This is a genomic window from Myxococcus sp. XM-1-1-1, from assembly GCF_020037095.1.
Classification (GTDB): Bacteria; Myxococcota; Myxococcia; order Myxococcales; family Myxococcaceae; genus Myxococcus; species Myxococcus fulvus.
The window spans coordinates 160458-179000 of record NZ_JAIQDH010000010.1 but is presented as its reverse complement, the minus strand read 5'-3'; the positions used below and the strand labels follow the sequence as shown (position 1 = coordinate 179000).

11 protein-coding genes are annotated in these 18543 nt (G+C 67.7%); 7 read left to right on the top strand and 4 right to left on the bottom strand.

Annotation, left to right across the window (positions count from 1 at the left end; translation table 11 throughout):
* The first annotated feature begins 410 nt into the window (after positions 1-410).
* Positions 411-5603, top strand: coding sequence for an AAA domain-containing protein (locus K8640_RS42895; protein WP_305070671.1), 5193 nt, complete (start codon positions 411-413; stop codon positions 5601-5603).
* On the opposite strand, the gene K8640_RS21120 is transcribed toward K8640_RS42895, so the two are convergent.
* Entirely contained in the window at positions 5484-7175 is a 1692-nt protein-coding gene (locus K8640_RS21120) for an AarF/ABC1/UbiB kinase family protein (protein WP_141324077.1), read from the bottom strand. The two genes, K8640_RS42895 and K8640_RS21120, sit on opposite strands and share 120 nt — an antisense overlap.
* Before the next feature lie 26 nt (positions 7176-7201).
* Positions 7202-8557: a Na+/H+ antiporter NhaA gene (nhaA, locus tag K8640_RS21115; protein ID WP_223748780.1), complete on the bottom strand. Its 1356-nt coding sequence runs from the start codon at positions 8555-8557 to the stop codon at positions 7202-7204.
* Between the two features lie 151 nt (positions 8558-8708).
* Between nhaA and mutS the strand changes: the two genes are divergently transcribed.
* Together mutS and K8640_RS21105 are read left to right on the top strand one after the other, a co-directional pair.
* Positions 8709-11474 (top strand): DNA mismatch repair protein MutS, encoded by a 2766-nt coding sequence (gene mutS, locus K8640_RS21110; protein WP_223748664.1) that lies wholly within the window; start codon positions 8709-8711, stop codon positions 11472-11474.
* A gap of 160 nt (positions 11475-11634) precedes the next feature.
* Positions 11635-12972, top strand: coding sequence for an MFS transporter (locus K8640_RS21105; RefSeq protein WP_223748663.1), 1338 nt, complete (start codon positions 11635-11637; stop codon positions 12970-12972).
* Positions 12973-13046: 74 nt separating this feature from the next.
* On the opposite strand, the gene K8640_RS21100 is transcribed toward K8640_RS21105, so the two are convergent.
* Positions 13047-13820: a C1 family peptidase gene (locus K8640_RS21100; protein WP_223748662.1), complete on the bottom strand. Its 774-nt coding sequence runs from the start codon at positions 13818-13820 to the stop codon at positions 13047-13049.
* 105 nt (positions 13821-13925) lie between these two features.
* Between K8640_RS21100 and K8640_RS21095 the strand changes: the two genes are divergently transcribed.
* Positions 13926-14993 (top strand): GlxA family transcriptional regulator, encoded by a 1068-nt coding sequence (locus K8640_RS21095; RefSeq protein WP_223748661.1) that lies wholly within the window; start codon positions 13926-13928, stop codon positions 14991-14993.
* A gap of 297 nt (positions 14994-15290) precedes the next feature.
* Here the strand turns inward: K8640_RS21095 and K8640_RS21090 are convergent, their stop codons facing one another.
* Entirely contained in the window at positions 15291-15875 is a 585-nt protein-coding gene (locus K8640_RS21090) for a DUF2911 domain-containing protein (protein WP_223748660.1), read from the bottom strand.
* Positions 15876-15991: 116 nt separating this feature from the next.
* Between K8640_RS21090 and K8640_RS21085 the strand changes: the two genes are divergently transcribed.
* From K8640_RS21085 to K8640_RS21075, 3 genes are read left to right on the top strand one after another with little or no spacing between them, the layout of a single operon-like run.
* Positions 15992-16567, top strand: coding sequence for a CAP domain-containing protein (locus tag K8640_RS21085; RefSeq protein ID WP_223748659.1), 576 nt, complete (start codon positions 15992-15994; stop codon positions 16565-16567).
* Positions 16568-16613: 46 nt separating this feature from the next.
* Positions 16614-17939, top strand: coding sequence for an AHH domain-containing protein (locus K8640_RS21080; protein ID WP_370640368.1), 1326 nt, complete (start codon positions 16614-16616; stop codon positions 17937-17939).
* Positions 17940-17959: 20 nt separating this feature from the next.
* Positions 17960-18529 (top strand): imm11 family protein, encoded by a 570-nt coding sequence (locus K8640_RS21075; protein ID WP_223748657.1) that lies wholly within the window; start codon positions 17960-17962, stop codon positions 18527-18529.
* Positions 18530-18543: the final 14 nt, after the last annotated feature.

Here is an 18543-nt window from a genome sequence, read left to right as displayed (position 1 = left end):
GTCCGCAGGACCTCTCGCACGACTCGCCTCAGCGAGCGATGCAGGCGGTCGACCTCGTGCAGGTGGCTGAGGATCTCGCGGCGCGTCAAGCGAGGGGCCGACGACGGCGTTTGCTGCCGGTCCCTGCCGAACGGCCGCGGGTCATCCATACCTCTGGAGTGGTATTCCGGCCCCTCCCGCCACCGACTACTTTCAGCAAATCAAGGAAGCGCGGGAAGCGCTCCGACTGGCGCCTGTGTATTGGCGCCTGACCGTGAATGGCAGTCGATGTCCACCCATGGTGGCGCGAGAGACTCGGTATCGTGTCGCGGGGGGCCCGGCGTTGTCATGTCGGTCGCGACGGGACAGGATGAATGAGGTGTCCATGCCTGCCCATGCGGCGTTGGCCATGGGTTCACCGAGGGGGGCACATGCTGGATCCAGAATCTCTTCGTGTCGCGCATGAGCGGACCACGAGAGTCTTTCGGTATCTCCAGGCGCTGAACCGTCATCGCAACCCCGCTCCGCGCCAGCTTCGGGATCAACCGTGGAGCCTGAGCCTCGCGACGCTGCCCGCGCATCCCTCCATCCTGTTCGTGCGCGATGCGAGCGCCGCGAGTGAGGGGGCTGAAGGGACGGAGGGCTCCGACGCGGACCTCATCCTCCGGGTGCGCCGCCCGCGGCTGGTGCCTCCCCCAGCTCCGCCTCCTCCTCTCGCGGAGTGGCTGACCACGCCCTGGGATGACCCACTCGTGGAGCCCGGGACGGCGGCGTCTCGCGACGAAGTGGATGACCAGGGCGCCACGCGCAGGGTGTCGTTCGACGAGCGTCCCGAGCGCGTCGAGGCCCTTGCGAGCTGGATGCCCCGTCACGCGGCCTGGGCGAGTGAGGAGCGGCAGGCGCGCGCGGCGCTGAGGATCTTCGAGCAGCTCTATGAGCTTCATGGCCGACTCGAACGAGAGGGAGAGCGGCTCGAGTTGCTGGTCGCCGATGGCATCCTGAGCTGGCGCCAGACGACGGGCGGATTGTTCCATCCCGTGCTGCTCCAGCGCGTCCAGTTGCGGTTCAACTCCCGGGTACCCGAGTTCACGGTCTCCGACAGCGGGCGTGGCGTCGACCTCTACTCGGAGCTGTTCAGCCACCTGGAGGAACTCGACGGGAGGATTCTGGCGAGGTGTCGCGAGGAGCTCCAGGCCGGCGGGGTGAAGCCCCTGGGCGGTGAGCAGACCTCGAGCTTCTTGCGACGTCTGCTCATCCAACTGTCCGCGCGCGGGGAGCTACTCGAGCATGGCCGGCCGAGCGAAGACGCCGACCCGCCGCGCATGGGGCGAGAGCCCGTGCTGTTGCTCCGCAGCCGCAGCCTCGGTTTCGCCAGAGCCCTCGAGGGCATCCTGGAATCCCTCGAGAAGCGCCCGGACCTGCCGTCCGCGCTGGCCCGGGTGGTGGGCTGTGACGTGCCGAGCCCGCGCGAGGAGGCGGGCTCCAAGGGAACCCGAGGCCACGCTGGCGAGGTCGTGGATGTCCTGCTGAGCAAACAAGCCAACGCGGAGCAGGAGGAGATTGCCAGCCGGCTTGCTCGGAACGGCTGTGTCCTCGTCCAGGGGCCTCCGGGGACAGGGAAGACCCACACCATCGCGAACCTGATTGGTCATCTGCTCGCCGAGGGCAAGAGCGTCCTGGTGACCAGCCATACCACCAAGGCGCTGCGGGTGCTTCGAGGCCAGGTGGTGCCGGAGCTCCAGCCGCTGTGTGTGAGCGTCCTCGACAACGACCTCGACAGCCGAGCCCAGCTCGAAGGCGCTGTCTCCGCGATGGCGGAGCGATTGTCCGTGAGCAATGGCACGCGGCTGGACAGGGAGGCGTCCTCCATCGCGGAGCATCGCGAGCGGCTGAAGGATGAGCTTCAGCAGGCCCGACAGGAGCTGCTCCAGGCACTCTCCGACGAGTATCGAGACGTGGTGGTGGCGGGGCAGAGCTGGTCTCCCTCGGAGGCGGCCCGACGGGTCGCGGCCGAGCCGACGCAGCACCTCTGGCTGCCGGGGCCGGTGATGCTCGGTGCCGCGCTTCCCCTATCGGAGGACGAGGTCCGGGAGCTGTATCGCGGCAACGCCGTTCTGACGCCTCAACACGAGACAGAGCTGGCGTGTCCACTCCCGAGGCTCGACGAGGTCATGTCCCCTGGGGAGCTTGGGGGATTGCTGGAGAAGCGGAAGTCGCTCCGGGTGGAGGCGGAGGGCGCTCTTCCCAATCTCTGGCAGGGGCCTGCCCGGGCGGAGGACACCGTGGACCTGACGGAGCTGGCCAGACGCTGCCTTCGCGCCTTCGACCCATTCGAGGACGGTCTGCCCTGGAAGCTCGCGGCGGTGTCAGCGGGTCTGGCGGGGGACCGGGAGGCGGCTCCCTGGCGGTCCCTCATCGACGCCATCTCCGACGTGCGTGCCATGGAGCTGGCGACCCGGGAGTCCTTGTTCCAGCATGCCCCTGTTCCAGCACAGGATCTGTCCATGGACGAGCAGCTCTCCGTGCTCGCGGAGCTCCAGCGGCACCTCGAGGCGGGAGGGACGCTGGGGGCGTTCACGCTGCTCACGCGCTCCTCGTGGAAGCGAGTGATTCGGGGCTGCCGGGTCGAGGCGGGAGCGCCTCGGGAGCTGGCCCACTTCGCGGCGCTCTCCGCGTGCCTCTCGCTCCGCAAGCAGCGGCAGGTGCTGGCGCGGCGCTGGGATGCTCAGATGGCCGCGTTGGGCGCGCCGCTTTCGTCCGAGCTGGGAGAAGCGCTGGAGGAGCGGCTGCTCGAGTTTCGCGATGAACTCGGCCGGTGCCTGGACTGGGCGGAGTCCGTCTGGCGTCCGTTGGACAAGGCGCTGAGCACGAGCGGGATGCGCTGGAAGGAGCGGTTGGACGCGGAGCCCATCAATCCAGCGCCCCATGGGATGTTCCAGCGGCGGCGCGACGCATTGGTACGAGGCATCGCGCCTGCCCTGCGTGCGCGGGCACGTGAAATCGAACTGGAACGGGTCCGCGAGAAGCTGCGACAGGCTCGGGCCCGGCTCGAGGCGTGGGGTGGAATCTCCGCGGGTTCCGTCATCGTCCGGAGCCTCGCGAAGGCGCTGGAAGCGCGGGATGGCGAACTCTACGCCCGCGCGTTCGTGGGGCTCACGGAGATCCTGGAGAAGCGGCGGGCACTCACGCGACGACAGGAGCTGCTCACGAGGCTGAAGGCGGCCGCCCCGGGTTGGGCCTCCGCCATTCGCGAGCGTCGGGGCGTCCACGCGCGGGAGCGGCCCCCGGGAGCCCCCCAGGCCGCGTGGTGCTGGCGGCAGCTTCACGACGAGCTCGAGCGCCGCGGCGGCGTGCAACTGGCCAGCCTCCAGTCGCGCATCGAGGTGCTGTCGGAGGAGCTGCGCAAGTGCACCGCGAAGCTCATCGAGCGTCGTGCCTGGGCCTCCCAGGCCCATCGGACGACGTTGGGGCAACAGCAGGCGCTGGTGGGCTGGTTGGACATCCAGCGGCGCATCGGGAAGGGGACGGGAGTCCGGGCGCCTCGCTTGCGTGCGCAGGCGGCGCAGTTGATGAGCGAGTGTCAGCGCGCCGTGCCGGTGTGGATCATGCCGCTCACGCAGGTGGTGGAGAACTTCACGGCGGCGACCCGGTTCGATGTCGTCATCATCGACGAGGCGAGCCAGTGCGATGCGATGGGGCTCATCTCCCTGTACCTGGCGGACCGCGCGGTGGTCGTGGGAGACCACGAGCAGGTGAGCCCCTCTGCGGTGGGGCAGAACGTGGGCATGGTCGAGCAGCTCATCGCCGAGCACCTCGCCGGAATCCCCAACGCCGTGCTCTATGACGGAAAGATGTCGGTCTACGACCTCGCCCGGCAATCCTTCAGCGGCATGGTGTGCCTGCTGGAGCACTTCCGCTGCGTCCCGGACATCATCGAGTTCAGCAATCAGCTGTCCTACGAGGGGCGCATCAAGCCGCTTCGGGAGGCGGCGAGCGCCAAGGGACTTGCTCCCTTGAACATCCATCGGGTCGAGGGGCATGCCCAGGCGAAGGTCAACGAGCGGGAGGCCATCGCGGTGGCCTCCCTCATCGCCGCCGCCGTGGAGCACCCCGCCTATGCGGGGCGCACCTTCGGCGTCATCTCGCTCGTCGGAGAGGAACAGGCGTTGAAGGTGGATTCGTTGCTTCAGGCGCACCTGTCTCCGGCCGAGTACGAGCGACGGCGCGTATTGTGCGGAAGCGCCGCCCAGTTCCAGGGCGACGAGCGGGACGTGATGTTCCTGTCCATGGTGGACAGCCCCGATGGGGACGGCCCCCTGAGTCGACGGGAGACGCAGGACTTCAAGCAGCGCTTCAACGTCGCGGTGAGCCGGGCCCGGGACCAGCTCTGGGTCGTGCACTCGCTCAATCCCTCCATCGACCTGCAGCCCGGGGATTTGAGGCGCAGGCTGTTGGAGCATTGCGCGCAGCCGCAGGGGGTCGAGCGGGCGCTCCTGCGTGCCGAGCCCAAGACGGAGTCTCCCTTCGAGAAGGAGGTGCTCGCCCTCCTGGTCCGCGCGGGCTATCGGGTGACGCCGCAGTGGCGCGTGGGACACTACCGCATCGACCTGGTGGTCGAGGGGGGAGGGCGCCGGCTGGCGGTGGAGTGTGATGGAGATCGCTACCATCCCCTCGAGAAGCTCCCGGATGACATGGCACGTCAGGCGCTGCTCGAGCGGCTCGGGTGGCGGTTCGTGAGGATTCGAGGCAGCGCGTTCTTCCGGGACCCCGAGGCCGCGATGCGACCGGTCTTCGCGAGGCTGAAGGAACTGGAGATTCCTCCAGAGGGAGCTCCACCGGAGGAGGCCGCTCCGGTCGAGGACGCCCTGCGCGCGGAGCTCGTGCGCCGCGCCGAGGCCATTGCACGGGAGTGGGAGGCCTCACCCGAGCGCTCCCGGGCTCCGAAAGAGGCGCGCGCCTCCCGTGTCGGACGCCCGCCTCGCGGTGGTGCGCCGAGCAAGAAGAGGAGCGAGGCCACTCCAGGAGAAGAGGTGCCCGACCAGATTCCGACGCTCCTGCCGCTCGAGGTACCACTCCCCGCGGCGCAAGTCGTCACTCCCCGGCGGCCCAGGGGGGGGAGCTTGAGGGCGGTGCCGCGAGAACAGGACAAGCCCCTCGCCGAGAAGGATCCGCTCCCCGCCGCTTTACGGCGCCTGCTGACGCCTCAAGACTTCCTGTGCCAGTCGTGTCGGGGAGAGCGACGGCTCTGGATCGGAGAGCGGGGGCCCTTCCTCAAGTGCGCGGCCCAGAAGTGCTTGAAGACGGAGAGCGTGAGGTTCGAAGTCCTGGTGCTCGCGCTGGAGCTGCGGGCGCGATGCTCGTGTGGTGCGTTCCTCCACGTCGCCCGAGGAGTGGGAGGCGCACCACGACTGGAATGCACCGGGGCGGGGTGCTCCAAGCGCTGGCCATGGCGGCAGTTCCGCGATCAACTTCGGGGCCGCAAGATGGATGAGCCCGCGCCAGTGCTACTTCCGCTTCGGCCCCTTCAAGTACTTGCTCAGCCGGACCTTGCCGAGCCCACGACCACCGAACAGATACCAGGTGATGGCCGCGCCAAAGAGCGCCGCGGCCAGGGCGATGCCTAGGGCCCCGAGCACCGGGATGTTCCCGTACATCCACGGCTTGGGCGCGAAGGAGATGAACGCCCCCACGATGAGGCCGCAGGCGCACAACCCCATGAACATGATGACCGACGCGCTGCGCAGGTTCTCGTTCAGCTTCTCGAACTGGTCCGCCCGCACCGTCACCGTGAACTTGCCCGACTCCATGTCCAACAAGATCTGCGACAGCTGCGTGGGCAGGTCCGCCGCCATCGACTGGATGCGCAGCAGCGTGCGCATCAGCCCGCCCTGCAGCTGCATCGGGTCATACCGCCCCGCGAGCAGCTCCTTCGCGTACGGCAGCACCACCTCCACGATGTTCATCTCCGGGTACAGGCTGCGCAGCATGCCCTCCGTGGACACCGACGCGCGGCTGAGCAGCGCGTACTCCTTCGGGATCCGGATGCGGTACTTCACCGCCAGATCCAGCAAGTCCCTCAGCAGCGAGCGCGTGTCCACCTGACCCAGCGTCGTGGGCAGGTGCTGCCCCAGGATGCTCTCGATGTCGTTGCGGAAGCCCACCAGGTTCGCCCGCGCGTCCGGCACGCCCACCCGGTAGAGGATGCGCGCCACCGAGTCGCTGTCCTTCAGCGCCACCGCCAGGCACAGCATCACCAGCGTCTCCTGCATCGGCCGCGTCAGCCGTCCCACCACGCCGAAGTCCAGCAGCGCCAGCCTGTTGCCCTCCAGCAGCAACACGTTCCCCGGATGCGGGTCGCCGTGGAAGAGCCCGTCGTCGAAGAGCTGCCGGAAGCTCGCCTCCAGGATGTGGTTGGCGATGGTCTTCCGGTCCTCGTCCGACAGCTCCGCCTGGCTGATCTTCACCCCCCGGATGAACTCCAGCGTCAGCACCGTCCGGCTCGACAGCGCCGCGTAGACGCGCGGAATCTTCATGTACGCGCGCTCCCGGTGGTTCTCCAGGAACGCGCGGACGTTGGCGGCCTCGTTGATGAAGTCGAGCTCCTCGTGGATGGCCCGGTCGAACTCGTCGACGATGCCCGTGGGCGTGTAGATGCCCGTCTCCTCCACCACGGCTTCCAAGAGACGCGCCAGGTTGCGCAGCACCACCAGGTCCGAGTCGATGCTCGCGGCGATGCCCGGCCGCTGCACCTTCACCACCACCTCGTCGCCCTCCAGCGTCACCGCCCGGTGCACCTGGGCGATCGACGCCGCCGCCAGCGGCGCCTCGTCGATGTGCTTGAACAGCTCGCGCGCATCCTTGCCCAGCGACTCGCGAATCTGCGCGTGCACCTGCTCGAGTGGAATCGGCTCCACGTTGTCCTGCAGCAGCGCCAGCTCGTCCACGAACTCCGCGGGCAGCAGGTCCGCCCGCGTGGAGAGCACCTGGCCCAGCTTCACGAAGGTGGGGCCCAGGTCGTTGAGCAGCATCCGGAAGCGCCGGGCCGTGGAGGCTCGCTGGGCCTCCGGCGAGACCTCGACCTTCTCCTGCCGCCCGAGGATGCGCCACAGCCCCGCGCGCTCCAGCACCTCGCCGAAGCCATGCCGGGCCGCGATGACCGTAATCTGCCGCACACGGTTCAGGTCCTGGAGGTTCACGGAAACGCTTTCTCCTCGCGACGACGTTAGACCGCGACCGCCGGCTTCGCCACGAAGCGCAGCAGGACATACCCCACCAGCGCCGACAGCAGCGAGCCCACCACGATGCCCAGCTTCGCTTCGTTCAGCACCGCGGGCTGGTCCCCGAAGGCCAGCCCCGCCACGAACAGCGCCACCGTGAAGCCGATGCCCGCCACCACCGCCACCCCGTGCAGCTGCGCGAGGCTCCCGCCGCCCGGCATCGACGACACGCCCAGCCGCACCGCCCCCCACGTGAAGGCGAGGATGCCCACCTGCTTGCCCACGAAGAGGCCGACGATGATGCCCAGCGGCACGGGCGACAGCAGGTCTCCCCAGCCCATGCCCGCCAGCGGGATGCCCGAGTTCGCCAGCGCGAACAGGGGGACGATTCCGTACGCCACCCAGCCCTTCCACAGGTGCTCGAAGCGGTTGAGCGGCGGCTCGAGCTCCTCCAGGCGCTCCTCGATGTAGAGCAGCTGCGCGCCCCGCATGGACTCGTCCTCGGCGCGCCCGGTGCAGTCCCGGATGTAGACGGACAGGTCGTCGAGCACCTCGCGCCCGGGCCTCGTGGGCCGCGAGGGGATGCACAGCCCTATCACCACGCCCGCCAGCGTCGCGTGGATGCCGCCGTGGTGCATCGTGAACCAGAGCGCCGCGCCGGCCAGCAGCCAGGGGATGCCATTGCGGACATAGAAGCGGTTGAGCGCGACCAGCACCGCCACCACCGCGCCCGCGGCCAGGAGCCAGCCCCCGTGCACGCCGGTGCCGTAGAACAGCGCGATGACCAGGATGCCGCCGATGTCATCGAAGATGGCGAGCGCCGTGAGGAACACCACCAGCCCGTGGCTCACGCGTGAGCCGACGAGCGACAGACAGCCGATGGAGAACGCGATGTCGGTGGCCATGGGGATGGCCCAGCCCGCCTGCGCGGCAGAGCCCGCGTTGATGACGGCGTAGAGCAGGCCCGGCACCACCATGCCGCCCAGGGCCGCGATGAGCGGGAGCACGGCGCGGGCCGGCGTGCGCAGCTCCCCGGCGCTCAGCTCGCGCTTGACCTCCATGCCGACGAGGAAGAAGAACAGCGTCATCAGCCCGTCGTTGATGAGCTGGCGGACGGTGAAGGTCGCGTGGGTGCTCGCCACCCCGAAGGACAGCCGGGCGTCGAAGAGGCCCTCATAGGACGCGGCCCACGGCGAGTTGGCCCAGGCCATGGCGAGCACGGCGCACACGGCCAGCAGGATGCCGCTGCTGGTCTGGAGCTGGAAGAAGGCCCGGAGCGGAGCAATCGCCACCCGGAAGAGCGCGGGTACGGGCGTCGGGCTGCGTGTCCTGGGGGCGGTCGAGGGGGGAGGCGACTCCATGGCGGCGCGGAAGATGCACTCGCCCATGGACGGCTGCATCCGTTTTCGCGACGGCGCGAGCGGAAATGTCGGTGGTGGATGATAGGGAAACCGGGCGGGTAGGGTCAGCGGTTCGTTGATCCAGGGGTGGGGGCATGAGAGAAGGGCGGGGATGGCCGTGACGCAGCAGATGAAGGCAGCCAAGGCAGCAGCGGTGGAGCTTCCCGTGGACCCGACGCAGGACGTCGCGCCGGACGGGGACAAGGCGAGCGAAGGCTCGGGCGCGAGGGAGATCGCGTCCCTGACGCCGATGATGCGCCAGTACCTCGAGGTGAAGGCGCTGCACCCGGACACGGTGCTCTTCTTCCGGCTCGGGGACTTCTACGAGATGTTCTTCGAGGACGCGGTGAAGGCCTCGGAGATCCTCCAGATCACGCTCACCGCCAGGGCCAAGGGCGCCGACAAGGTGCCCATGTGCGGCATCCCGTACCACTCGTCGCGCCGGTACATCGCGCGCCTCATCGGCGAGGGCCTGAAGGTCGCCATCTGCGAGCAGGTGGAGGAGGCCGGCAGCGGGCCGGGCATCGTCCGGCGCGAGGTGACGCGGGTCATCACCCCCGGCATGGTGCTGGACGAGGAGGTGCTCGAGCCTCGCGACAGCAACTTCCTGGCCGCCGTGTACTGGAACGAGAAGGGCTTTGGTGGGGCGCTGCTGGAGGCGTCCACCGGCGAGTTCCTCGCGATGGAGGCGGGCTCGGCGGCGGAGCTGGCGGAGTCGCTGTCTCGCGTGGAGCCTCGGGAGCTGCTGGTGCCCGCGGGGCAGCGCAACTCGGCGGAGGTGGCGCAGCTGTGCTCGCGGCTGCCTCGCGTGCCGGCGGTGGCGGAGGGGGAGGTCGCGGCCTTCGAGCCGGCCCGGGCGGCGGGCTACCTGCGCTCGCACTTCGCGGTGCAGTCGCTGTCGGCGTTCGGGTTGGATGACGCGCCGCTGGCCACGGGGGCTGCGGGCGCGGCGCTGCGGTATCTGAAGGACACGCAGAAGACGCCCGCGGCGCACGTGGACCGGCTGAGCCGGCAGGAGCGCTCGGGCAGCCTGCTGATGGACGAGTCCTCTCGCGCGAACCTGGAGGTGCTGCGCTCGCAGCGGGACGGTGGGCGCAAGGGTTCGCTGTTGGGGGTGCTGGACCGGACGGTGACGAGCCTGGGGGCGCGGAAGCTGGCGCGCTGGCTGGCCTCTCCGCTGGGGTCGCTCCCGGAGATCCACGCGCGGCTGGACGCGGTGGAGGAGCTGTCCGCGAAGAGCGTGTGGCGTGAGGAGCTGACGGGCATCCTCAAGGAGGTGGCGGACCTGGAGCGGCTGACGGGCCGGCTGTCCCTGGGCGCGGGCAACGCGCGGGACCTGCGGGCGCTCGGGGTTTCGTTGGCGCAGCTGCCGCGGTTGGGCGCGGCGCTGGCGCGGTGTCAGGCGCCGTTGCTCCAGTCGCTCGCGGGGCCGCTGACGGCGTTGCCGGAGCTGGCGAATCTGTTGGCGCGCTCGGTGGTGGACGAGCCTCCCGTGGCGCTGAAGGAAGGCGGCTTCATCCGGCAGGGGTACCACGCGGAGCTGGACCGGCTGGTGGAGCTGTCGACGTCCGGCAAGGACGTGCTGCTGAAGATCGAGGCGCGGGAGAAGGAGCGCACCGGCATCGGATCGCTGAAGATCCGCTACAACAAGGTCTTCGGGTACTACCTGGAGGTGACGAAGTCGAACCTGCACCTGGTGCCGGCGGACTACATCCGCAAGCAGACCACGGTGGGGGCGGAGCGGTTCGTCACGCCGGAGCTGAAGGAGCACGAGGAGCAGGTGCTGACGGCGGAGGAGCGCCGGTGCGCGCTGGAGCTGCAGCTCTTCGAGGAGCTGCGGGCGAAGGTGGCGCAGGCGGCCCCGCGCATCCGTTCCGCGGCGGAGGCGGTGGCCACGGCGGACGCGCTGCTGTCCTTCGCGCGGTGCGCGTCGGAGTACGGCTACACGCGGCCGGAGGTGGACGCGTCGGAGGTGCTGAGCATCACGGCGGGACGGCACCCGGTGGTGGAGCGGATGCTGGGGGCGGGGGAGTCCTTCGTTCCCAACGACGTTCGGATGGACCCGGAGGACGCGCAGCTGCTGGTCATCACCGGCCCGAACATGGCGGGCAAGAGCACGGTGATGCGGCAGGTGGCGCTGACGGCGCTGATGGCGCAGGCGGGCTCGTTCGTTCCGGCGAAGGCGGCGCGCATCGGCCTGTGTGATCGAATCTTCACGCGCGTGGGCGCGGCGGACAACCTGGCGCGCGGTCAGTCCACGTTCATGGTGGAGATGACGGAGACCAGTCACATCCTCCACCACGCGACGAACAAGAGCCTCATCATCCTGGATGAGATTGGCCGTGGCACGTCGACGTTCGACGGTCTGTCCATCGCGTGGGCGGTGGCGGAGCACCTGCACGACCACGTGAGCGCGCGCACGCTGTTCGCCACGCACTACCACGAGCTGGTGGACCTGGCCCGTGAGCGGTCCAAGGTGAAGAACCTGTGCATCGCCGTGAAGGAGCAGGGCGGCAAGGTCATCTTCCTGCGGAAGCTGATTCCGGGAGGGGCGAGTCGCTCCTACGGCATCGAGGTGGCGAAGCTGGCGGGCCTGCCGACGGAGGTGGTGGGTCGGGCGCGCGAGCTGCTCCAGAACCTGGAGTCCGGGGAGCTGGACGACGCGGGACGGCCTCGGGTCGCGGTGCGGCAGAACCCGAAGAAGGCGGCCGTGGCGGCGGGACAGCTGGGGTTGTTCGGTGAGCCCGTGGCCCCGGCTCCCGCGCTGCCTGCGTCGCATCAGAAGGCGCTGGAGGCGCTCAAGTCAGCGGCCATCAACAACCTGACGCCGCTGGACGCGCTCAACCTGTTGGCGAAGCTCCAGCGCGAGCTGGAGTAGTCCACCGTCTGCGCGCACAGCCCTCGGGGGTTCCAGTGACCCACGACAGATGGGGCACCGCGAGCAGGCTGTCTCGCTGCAGGTCCGCGTGGACCTACCGACACCTGGCGCGGGAGGATGTATGGCCACCCGCACTTGAACCTTGCATGCTGTGGCCTCCATGCGGACCGCACAGTCCCAGGCGCGGCAGGAGGCCGCCCGCCACCTGCTGAGTGCCCGGGATATCAGGACACTCGCTCTCGCATCCTTGGGGGGCGCGCTCGAGTTCTACGACTTCATCATTTTCGTCTTCTTCACCGTGGTCATCGGAATGCTCTTCTTTCCGGCGGACATGGTGGACTGGCTGCGGCAACTCCAGGTCTTCGGGGTGTTCGCGGCCGGGTATCTGGCTCGCCCCCTAGGGGGCATCATCATGGCGCACTTCGGCGACCGGGTTGGTCGCAAGCGCATGTTCACGCTCAGCGTGTTCATGATGGCGGTGCCGACGCTGCTGATCGGCCTGCTGCCCACCTATGCCATGGCGGGCCATGCAGCCCCGCTGGCGCTGCTCGTGCTGCGCATCCTGCAGGGGGCGGCGGTGGGGGGAGAGGTTCCGGGTGCCTGGGTCTTCGTCGCAGAGCACGTGCCGGAGCGCCGCGTGGGGCTGGCCTGCGGCACGCTCTGCGCGGGGCTCTCCTTTGGCATCCTCCTGGGCACGCTGGTGGCCACCGCGGTGAACAAGGGCATGGCGCCCCAGGACGTGCTGACCTTCGGCTGGCGGCTGCCTTTCCTGGCAGGGGGCGTGTTCGGCCTGCTGGCCGTGCTCCTTCGCCGCTGGCTCTCCGAGTCGCCCGTCTTCGAGGAGCTGCGCCAGCGCAAGGCCCTGGTACAGGAACTGCCGTTGAAGGTGGTGCTGCGAGGCCATGGCGCCGGGGTGATAGTCTCCGTGCTGCTCACCGCGCTGATTGCTGGCGGCCTCATGGTTGTCATCCTCATGGCTCCCACCTTGATGCAGAGTCTCTACAATCTGCCCGCCATCGAGGCGCTGGAAGCCGGAAGCGCGGCCACGTTGAGTCTGACGTTGGGGTGTGTCGCTTTCGGCCTCCTGGCGGACCGCTTGGGCCCTGCACGGGCGCTCGGGTTGGGGTGCCTGGCAATGGCGGCTTCCACCTATGCGCTGTATCTCGGTGTGGGCTCGACACCAGAGCGACTGACGGCGCTGTCGGTGATGGTGGGCTTCTGCGCGGGCGTGGTGGGCGTGGTTCCCACGGTGATGGTGCGGGTGTTCCCAGCGGCGGTGCGCTACTCGGGGCTGTCGTTCTCGTACAACGTGTCCAATGCGCTGGTGGGCGGGCTGACACCGCTGGTCATTACCCTCCTCATCAAAACGCACCCGCTGGCGCCCGCGCACTACATCGCGGCGCTGTGCGGGCTGTCGCTGGGGGTGTCCCTCTACCTGGGAACAGCGGGTCGGGCGAGGTTCGCGGACCTCTCCCCCCACGGCCGCCATCGCGACTAACTGAAGTTGCTCCGTTTCCGCGGAGTCCCACTCGCTATGCGAAAAGGACCCCACGATGGTCCCCTCAAGTCGGATTATTTGGTACTGCGGATTGTCCAGAGGTCAGAGGCGAGGCGGCTGTTGGTGAGGTAGGCGTAGGGCATGCGGAAGTAGCCGTCCAGGCCCCAGTTGGGGCCCCACGAGTTGCGGACGATGAATTGGCGAGCTTCGTCGTCGTAGCCAACGGCGAGTACGGCGTGGCCACCGACCGGCTGCTCGCTGGAGCGGGGCATGGGCATGATGCCTGTACGCTCGACCTCAGGACTTTCGAAGGACTCGTATACTGTAAAGCCGAAGACGAAGGGGTAGCCGGAGGCGAGGCAGCCTTTGAGGGTATTGAGTTCTTGGATGAGGCGCTGGTAGAGAACCACGAGGTGCTGTTTTGCGTTTGTAAAGGCGGCCTGCGGCGGCTTCTCGGCGAAGTTGTTGATGTCGTACGGCCAATCGGACTCAGGACATGCACCGAGATTGGCGACGCTCTTGATGCCGTCGCGGATCATGGCCCCAGAGTCGATGTTGACAGTGCCCTCGATGGTGCGCTCGTTGAAATAAATGAAGAGCCGGGAGGGAATGAACTCAGTCAACTTCTCCATCTTCTGGTCGAACTCGATAGCACCGGCGATGGCGTTCGCAGTGCAGCTGCCGAGCTGACCCTGATCGTAGACGGGTGGGCACTGCGGTGTCAGGTCGACTTTGGCCGGCAGATTGCTTTGGATTGGTGTGGGAGCCGCATAAAGGAAATCTCGCTGATCGGGAAGGTCGGGGATCCAGCCGTACTTCTTGAGCTTGTGCGATCGAATGAGAGACATGGCGTGTGTTGCTCCTTGTACGTGACCGCTTTGGCGGTCTCAGTGAGTTGTTTGGTGTGAGTTGTTGCGCAGAGAGCGGGGTCTGCGACGGAAGTTGGCACCCAGGTGTTGCCGCGAGAGCGTTTCCGTGCAGACAGTCGCTACTTTACGGTTGGCAGGCTCGACGGGGCTGCCAATGATTTGACGATGACTGCCAGCAGCCCCTCGGTGCGAAGGGTCCTGATCGTCGCCTATCCCGATGTCCAGCTCCTGGACATCGCCGGCCCATCCTCTGTGTTCCAGATGGCCTCGTGGGTGGTGGGCCCGAATGGCCCTTCCTACCAGGTGGAGATCGCCGCGACGCAGCAAGGCGCGGTGAAGACCAAGGGCGGGCTGCTCATCCATGCCACGGTCGCGCTCGACAAGCTCCGGGAGCCCGTGGACACGCTGCTCGTCCCCGGAGGGGAGATTACCCTCAAGCCGGAAGCCGTGTCAGAGCTCCCGCCTCAACTGCGACTGCTGGCCCATCGGGTCCGCCGCATCGCGTCCGTCTGTACCGGCAGTTTTCTGCTCGCTCGAGCAGGACTTCTCGATGGCCGACGCGCAACGACTCACTGGGTCGCGGGCGAGGAACTCAAACGGCAGCACCCCCTGTGCGAAGTCAGCCCGGACCAGATCTTCATCCGCGATGGCAACGTCTGGACGTCCGCAGGCGTCACCAGTGGAATCGACATGTCGCTCGCATTGGTGGAGGAGGACCTGGGCCAGAAGGTGGCGCGGCAGGTGGCCAGGATGCTGGTGGTCTACCTGCGGCGCCCTGGGGGGCAGAGCCAGTTCAGCGTGCAGATGGCTTCCCAGTGGGCCTCCAGCAACCCCATCCGCGAGGTCCAGGAGTGGCTGCCGGAGCACCTCAAGGAGGACCTGTCCGTCGAGGCTCTGGCGCGGCGCGCGGCGATGAGCCCGCGGAACTTCGCCCGTGAGTTTCACGCCCAGATTGGTGCGACGCCCGCGAAGTACATCGAACGGATTCGGGTGGAGACGGCGCGGGGATTGCTCGAGACGACACGGTGGACCGTGAAGGAGATCGCCCGTGAAGTGGGTTTCGGTACGCTGGAGACGCTGCACCGTGCGTTCAAGCGCTCTCTCGGAGTGACCCCCTCCGAATACCGGCAGCGGTTCGTTTCCGACTCATAGGGACACGACCACCCAGGGGCTTCCGCTGTCTGCAAGCCCACTTCCACGCCGCCTGCCCAAGAGTCCCTTTTGGCCTGTCCCGGTGCAGAGGGCGGCGACGCTGCGTCCGGCCCGCCCACCGCGCCTCCCACGCGTCGAGGCAGGCCTGTGCGGCCTGCAGGGACTCGAAGTGCAGGCCTTTGAGAGGCGTGCGCTACGGATGCCCCTCCGCCGACTCCACCTTGCCCTTCCTGTCCGGGTGGAGGACCGGGCCGGGCGAGGTTCGCGGACCTGCACCCGGCGCCGCAGCCCACGCGGTTACTTCTTCTTGGCGACGCTCAGGGGGACGGAGACCTGGGTGTTCTCCCAGGCGAAGTTGAGCGCGGGGGCCTTCACATCGATGGTGATGGTGAGGGCCTCGTAGGTGTCGGCGGACTTCTTCGTGGGAACGTCCACGCGCAGCACGTCTTTCGTCTTGTCGTACTTGTACGCGCCCCACTGGCCCACGTCCTTGCTGACGATGAGGGTCCACTTGTCGGCCTGGGGAAGGGTGAAGAGCGAGTAGGTGCCGGCGGCGAGCTTCTTGCCGGCGAGCTCGATGTCACCCGTGGTGGTCAGCTCCGTGGCCTGGTTCGCGCCCAGGCGCCACACCTCGCCATAGGGGACGAGCTTGCCGAAGATCTGCCGCTTCTCGCCCGTCTTGGGGTCCTGGATGCGGGGCGAGTGGTACGTCACCTTCACGTAGGTGTTGTCGTCCAGCATCTTCGCCGTCATCGCGAGGGGGCTGGCAGGTGCCTTCTCGGGAGGAATCGACTTCTGGGCCACGGCGGGCGTGGCCACGAGGAGGAACAGCGCGGCGAGGGCGGGGATGCTCAGGTGCCACGAGAGTCGATGGTTGGTCATAGGGGCGCCCATAGTACACACGTGCGTTCCGCGTGCCCGAGAGGTGGCGGGCCTCCCCTTGGAGTCAAAAAACTGCAATAATTGACTAGTCTGCTTTCTCCCAAGGGGTCCTCGCCATGACGTCCTCCTCCTCGTTTCCCCTCCTGTTCCTTTGCGCTGCCCTGATGGGGGGCTGTGACGCGGGACAGACGACCACGCCCACGAGCGAAACCAGCCGCCTGCCCACGGATGATCTGCAGACCGTCGAGAGCCGCTCGACCGTCGGCTGCTTCCCCTCACCGCAGGAGAGCTCCGTGCTTTCGCTCATCAACCAGCAACGCGCCGCCGGTGCATCCTGCGGTGGGGTGGCGAAGGTGCCGGTGCCCCCGCTCTCCATGAACGGGACGCTGGTCTGCGCCGCACGCGCGCACGCCCAGGACATGGCCACGAATGGCTACCTTGGATACATCAGCCTGGATGGTCAGACGCCTTTGCGTCGTGTGACGAGCAGGGGCTACACCCCGCTGTCATACATGGAGGAGAACATCGCCGCGGGCTACATCTCCGCGGAGGCGGTGGTGACTGCCTGGATGGCCAATCCTCGCGACTGCAACAACATCATGAGCCCGGCGCACACTCACGTGGGCGTCGGTAACTCCATCGTGCCGGGCAGCACGTACAATTATTGGGTTCAGGACTTCGGCCGGCCCTGAGGCGTTCTTTCCTGCTGGGGGAACAATGAGGGTGCATTGCGCAGCCGTGCTGCTGCTGGCCTGGGTGACAGGTTGTGCCTCGGGGCGCATGGCGCGCCTGGAAACGGGCCGGGAGCCGCCAGTCATCTTCGCGCTCTCCAGCGGCGAAGCCGCGCCGGTGGAGGTGGAGCGGCGCGAGTTCAAGGACGCCGTTGCGCGGCTGGCGCGGGCGATGCGACCTCCGGTCAATCCCGAGCAAGCCGCGCGGAACGTGATGGGAGTGGATGACCGAGGTGGTGTCTACCTCTTCAATCAGAGGACTCGGCAGTTGACGCCACTGGACGGGGCCGCAGTGGCCTCGGACATGTCCCCAGCGGAAGTGGAACTGACGCAGGCGTATCTGCGTTGGTGCGAGCGCACCGGGCGCAAGGGCGATTGTCTGCGCCTGCTGGTGGATGGCTCCGGCGTCACCGGAGACGGGCGCTACACGCTGGCTATGGCCTTGGCCCACGGCGTCGTCCTCGAAGAGATGCTGGACGCCTTCAAGAGCATGGCCGACCCGCACGCGGCGCTGTCTGCCGCGCTGTGGACAATGACCCTCTACATGGTCCTTTGGTCGGTGCCCGAGCCCGTGAGCAAGGGGCTGGCTGCGGTCATGACCGCAACAGCCATCGTCTACCTGGGAGTGGACACCTTCTGGACGCTGATAGCGGGCTTCAAACGGTTGGTGGAAGAAGCCGACCGGGCGACCACGTTTGACGAGTTGCGCGACGCGGGCGAGCGCTACGGCAACGTCATGGGCCAGAATGCGGCACGCGCCTTCGTGCTGCTGGCGACGGTGGCCGTGGGCAACACGGCGGCGGGCTTCGCCAGCAAGGTGCCCACGCTGCCCGGTTCAGCCCAGGCGGCGGCACTGGCCGGGGGCCGCGCGGGCATCCGCCTTGCGGCCGTGGGCGAGGTGGGAGCGGTGGCTGTGTCGGGCGACTCCGTCACCGTCGCACTCGCCCCCAACGCCATTGCCATGACGGCACGGGCCCTGGGCGGCACGGCTGCCGCTCCGGTAGACACGGAAGGCCATGACCACCACATCGCCACGAACAAGTGGTGGAAGTCCACGAAGGATGCAGGCCCGTGGTCACCTCAGTTTCAGGAGATCTTCGACAAGGCGGGCATGTCGCTGGACGACTCGGCCAACATTGTCCGCGTCAAGGGACACAAGGGGCCTCACCCGTCTGACTACCACAAGGAGGTTTTCCGGCGTCTGACGGACGCAACGGAGGGCTGCCGCACCATGCAGCAATGCCGCGAAGCACTGACCGCGGAGTTGCGCGATCTGGCGGGGGAAGTCGCCACGCAGGGGTCCGACCTCAACAGGCTGGTGACGGGCACCTAGGACCGTCAAAATGGCCCCCCATGCCAATGCGCTACTTCGACCTGAGCGACAACATGAGCATTCCGGGCCGTTGGATGCTCGGCACTCCGACCGACGCTCACGGCCAGAAGGTGGAGGATCCGTGGATGTTCTATCGGGGCCAGCGGCTCACGGATCTGGGGCCCTTGAAGCTCCCCGTGACGGTGCCCGGCAAGGCGCTTGATTTCTCACTCGCGGCGTTCGCGGCACCCGTAGTCCATGCCCGCGTGGCTTCCGTGCTTTCGGAACTCGCTCCGGAAGAAGTGCAAACCGTGCCTGTGGCGATTGAGGGCCAGCCCGACTCGTTCTTCATTCTCGTGTCGACCCAGCTCATTCAGTGCATTGACGAACAAGCGTCAAGGCACATCAGGAAATGGACCCCAGAAGACGGACGGCCCGAGAAGGTGGGCAAGTACAGGAACGTGCGGGGAATGCGTATCAATCCTTCGCAGGTGGGTGACGCCAAGGTCTTCCGCCCGCAGGGCTGGGCTATCGCGCTGATTGTCCGTGAGGACATCAAGGAAACCCTGGACCGTATCGGTGCAACAGGGACGACGTTTGAAGAAGTCTAGTAGACGTAGGCACC

Excerpts from the sequence above, each read along its gene's own strand:
- K8640_RS21100 (WP_223748662.1), bottom strand. The coding sequence starts at position 13,820 with ATGTCTCTCATTCGATCGCACAAGCTCAAGAAGTACGGCTGGATCCCC.
- K8640_RS21075 (WP_223748657.1), top strand. The coding sequence starts at position 17,960 with ATGCCAATGCGCTACTTCGACCTGAGCGACAACATGAGCATTCCGGGC.
- nhaA (WP_223748780.1), bottom strand. The coding sequence starts at position 8,557 with ATGGAGTCGCCTCCCCCCTCGACCGCCCCCAGGACACGCAGCCCGACG.
- mutS (WP_223748664.1), top strand. The coding sequence starts at position 8,709 with ATGGCCGTGACGCAGCAGATGAAGGCAGCCAAGGCAGCAGCGGTGGAG.
- K8640_RS21105 (WP_223748663.1), top strand. The coding sequence starts at position 11,635 with ATGCGGACCGCACAGTCCCAGGCGCGGCAGGAGGCCGCCCGCCACCTG.
- K8640_RS21085 (WP_223748659.1), top strand. The coding sequence starts at position 15,992 with ATGACGTCCTCCTCCTCGTTTCCCCTCCTGTTCCTTTGCGCTGCCCTG.
- K8640_RS21090 (WP_223748660.1), bottom strand. The coding sequence starts at position 15,875 with ATGACCAACCATCGACTCTCGTGGCACCTGAGCATCCCCGCCCTCGCC.
- K8640_RS42895 (WP_305070671.1), top strand. The coding sequence starts at position 411 with ATGCTGGATCCAGAATCTCTTCGTGTCGCGCATGAGCGGACCACGAGA.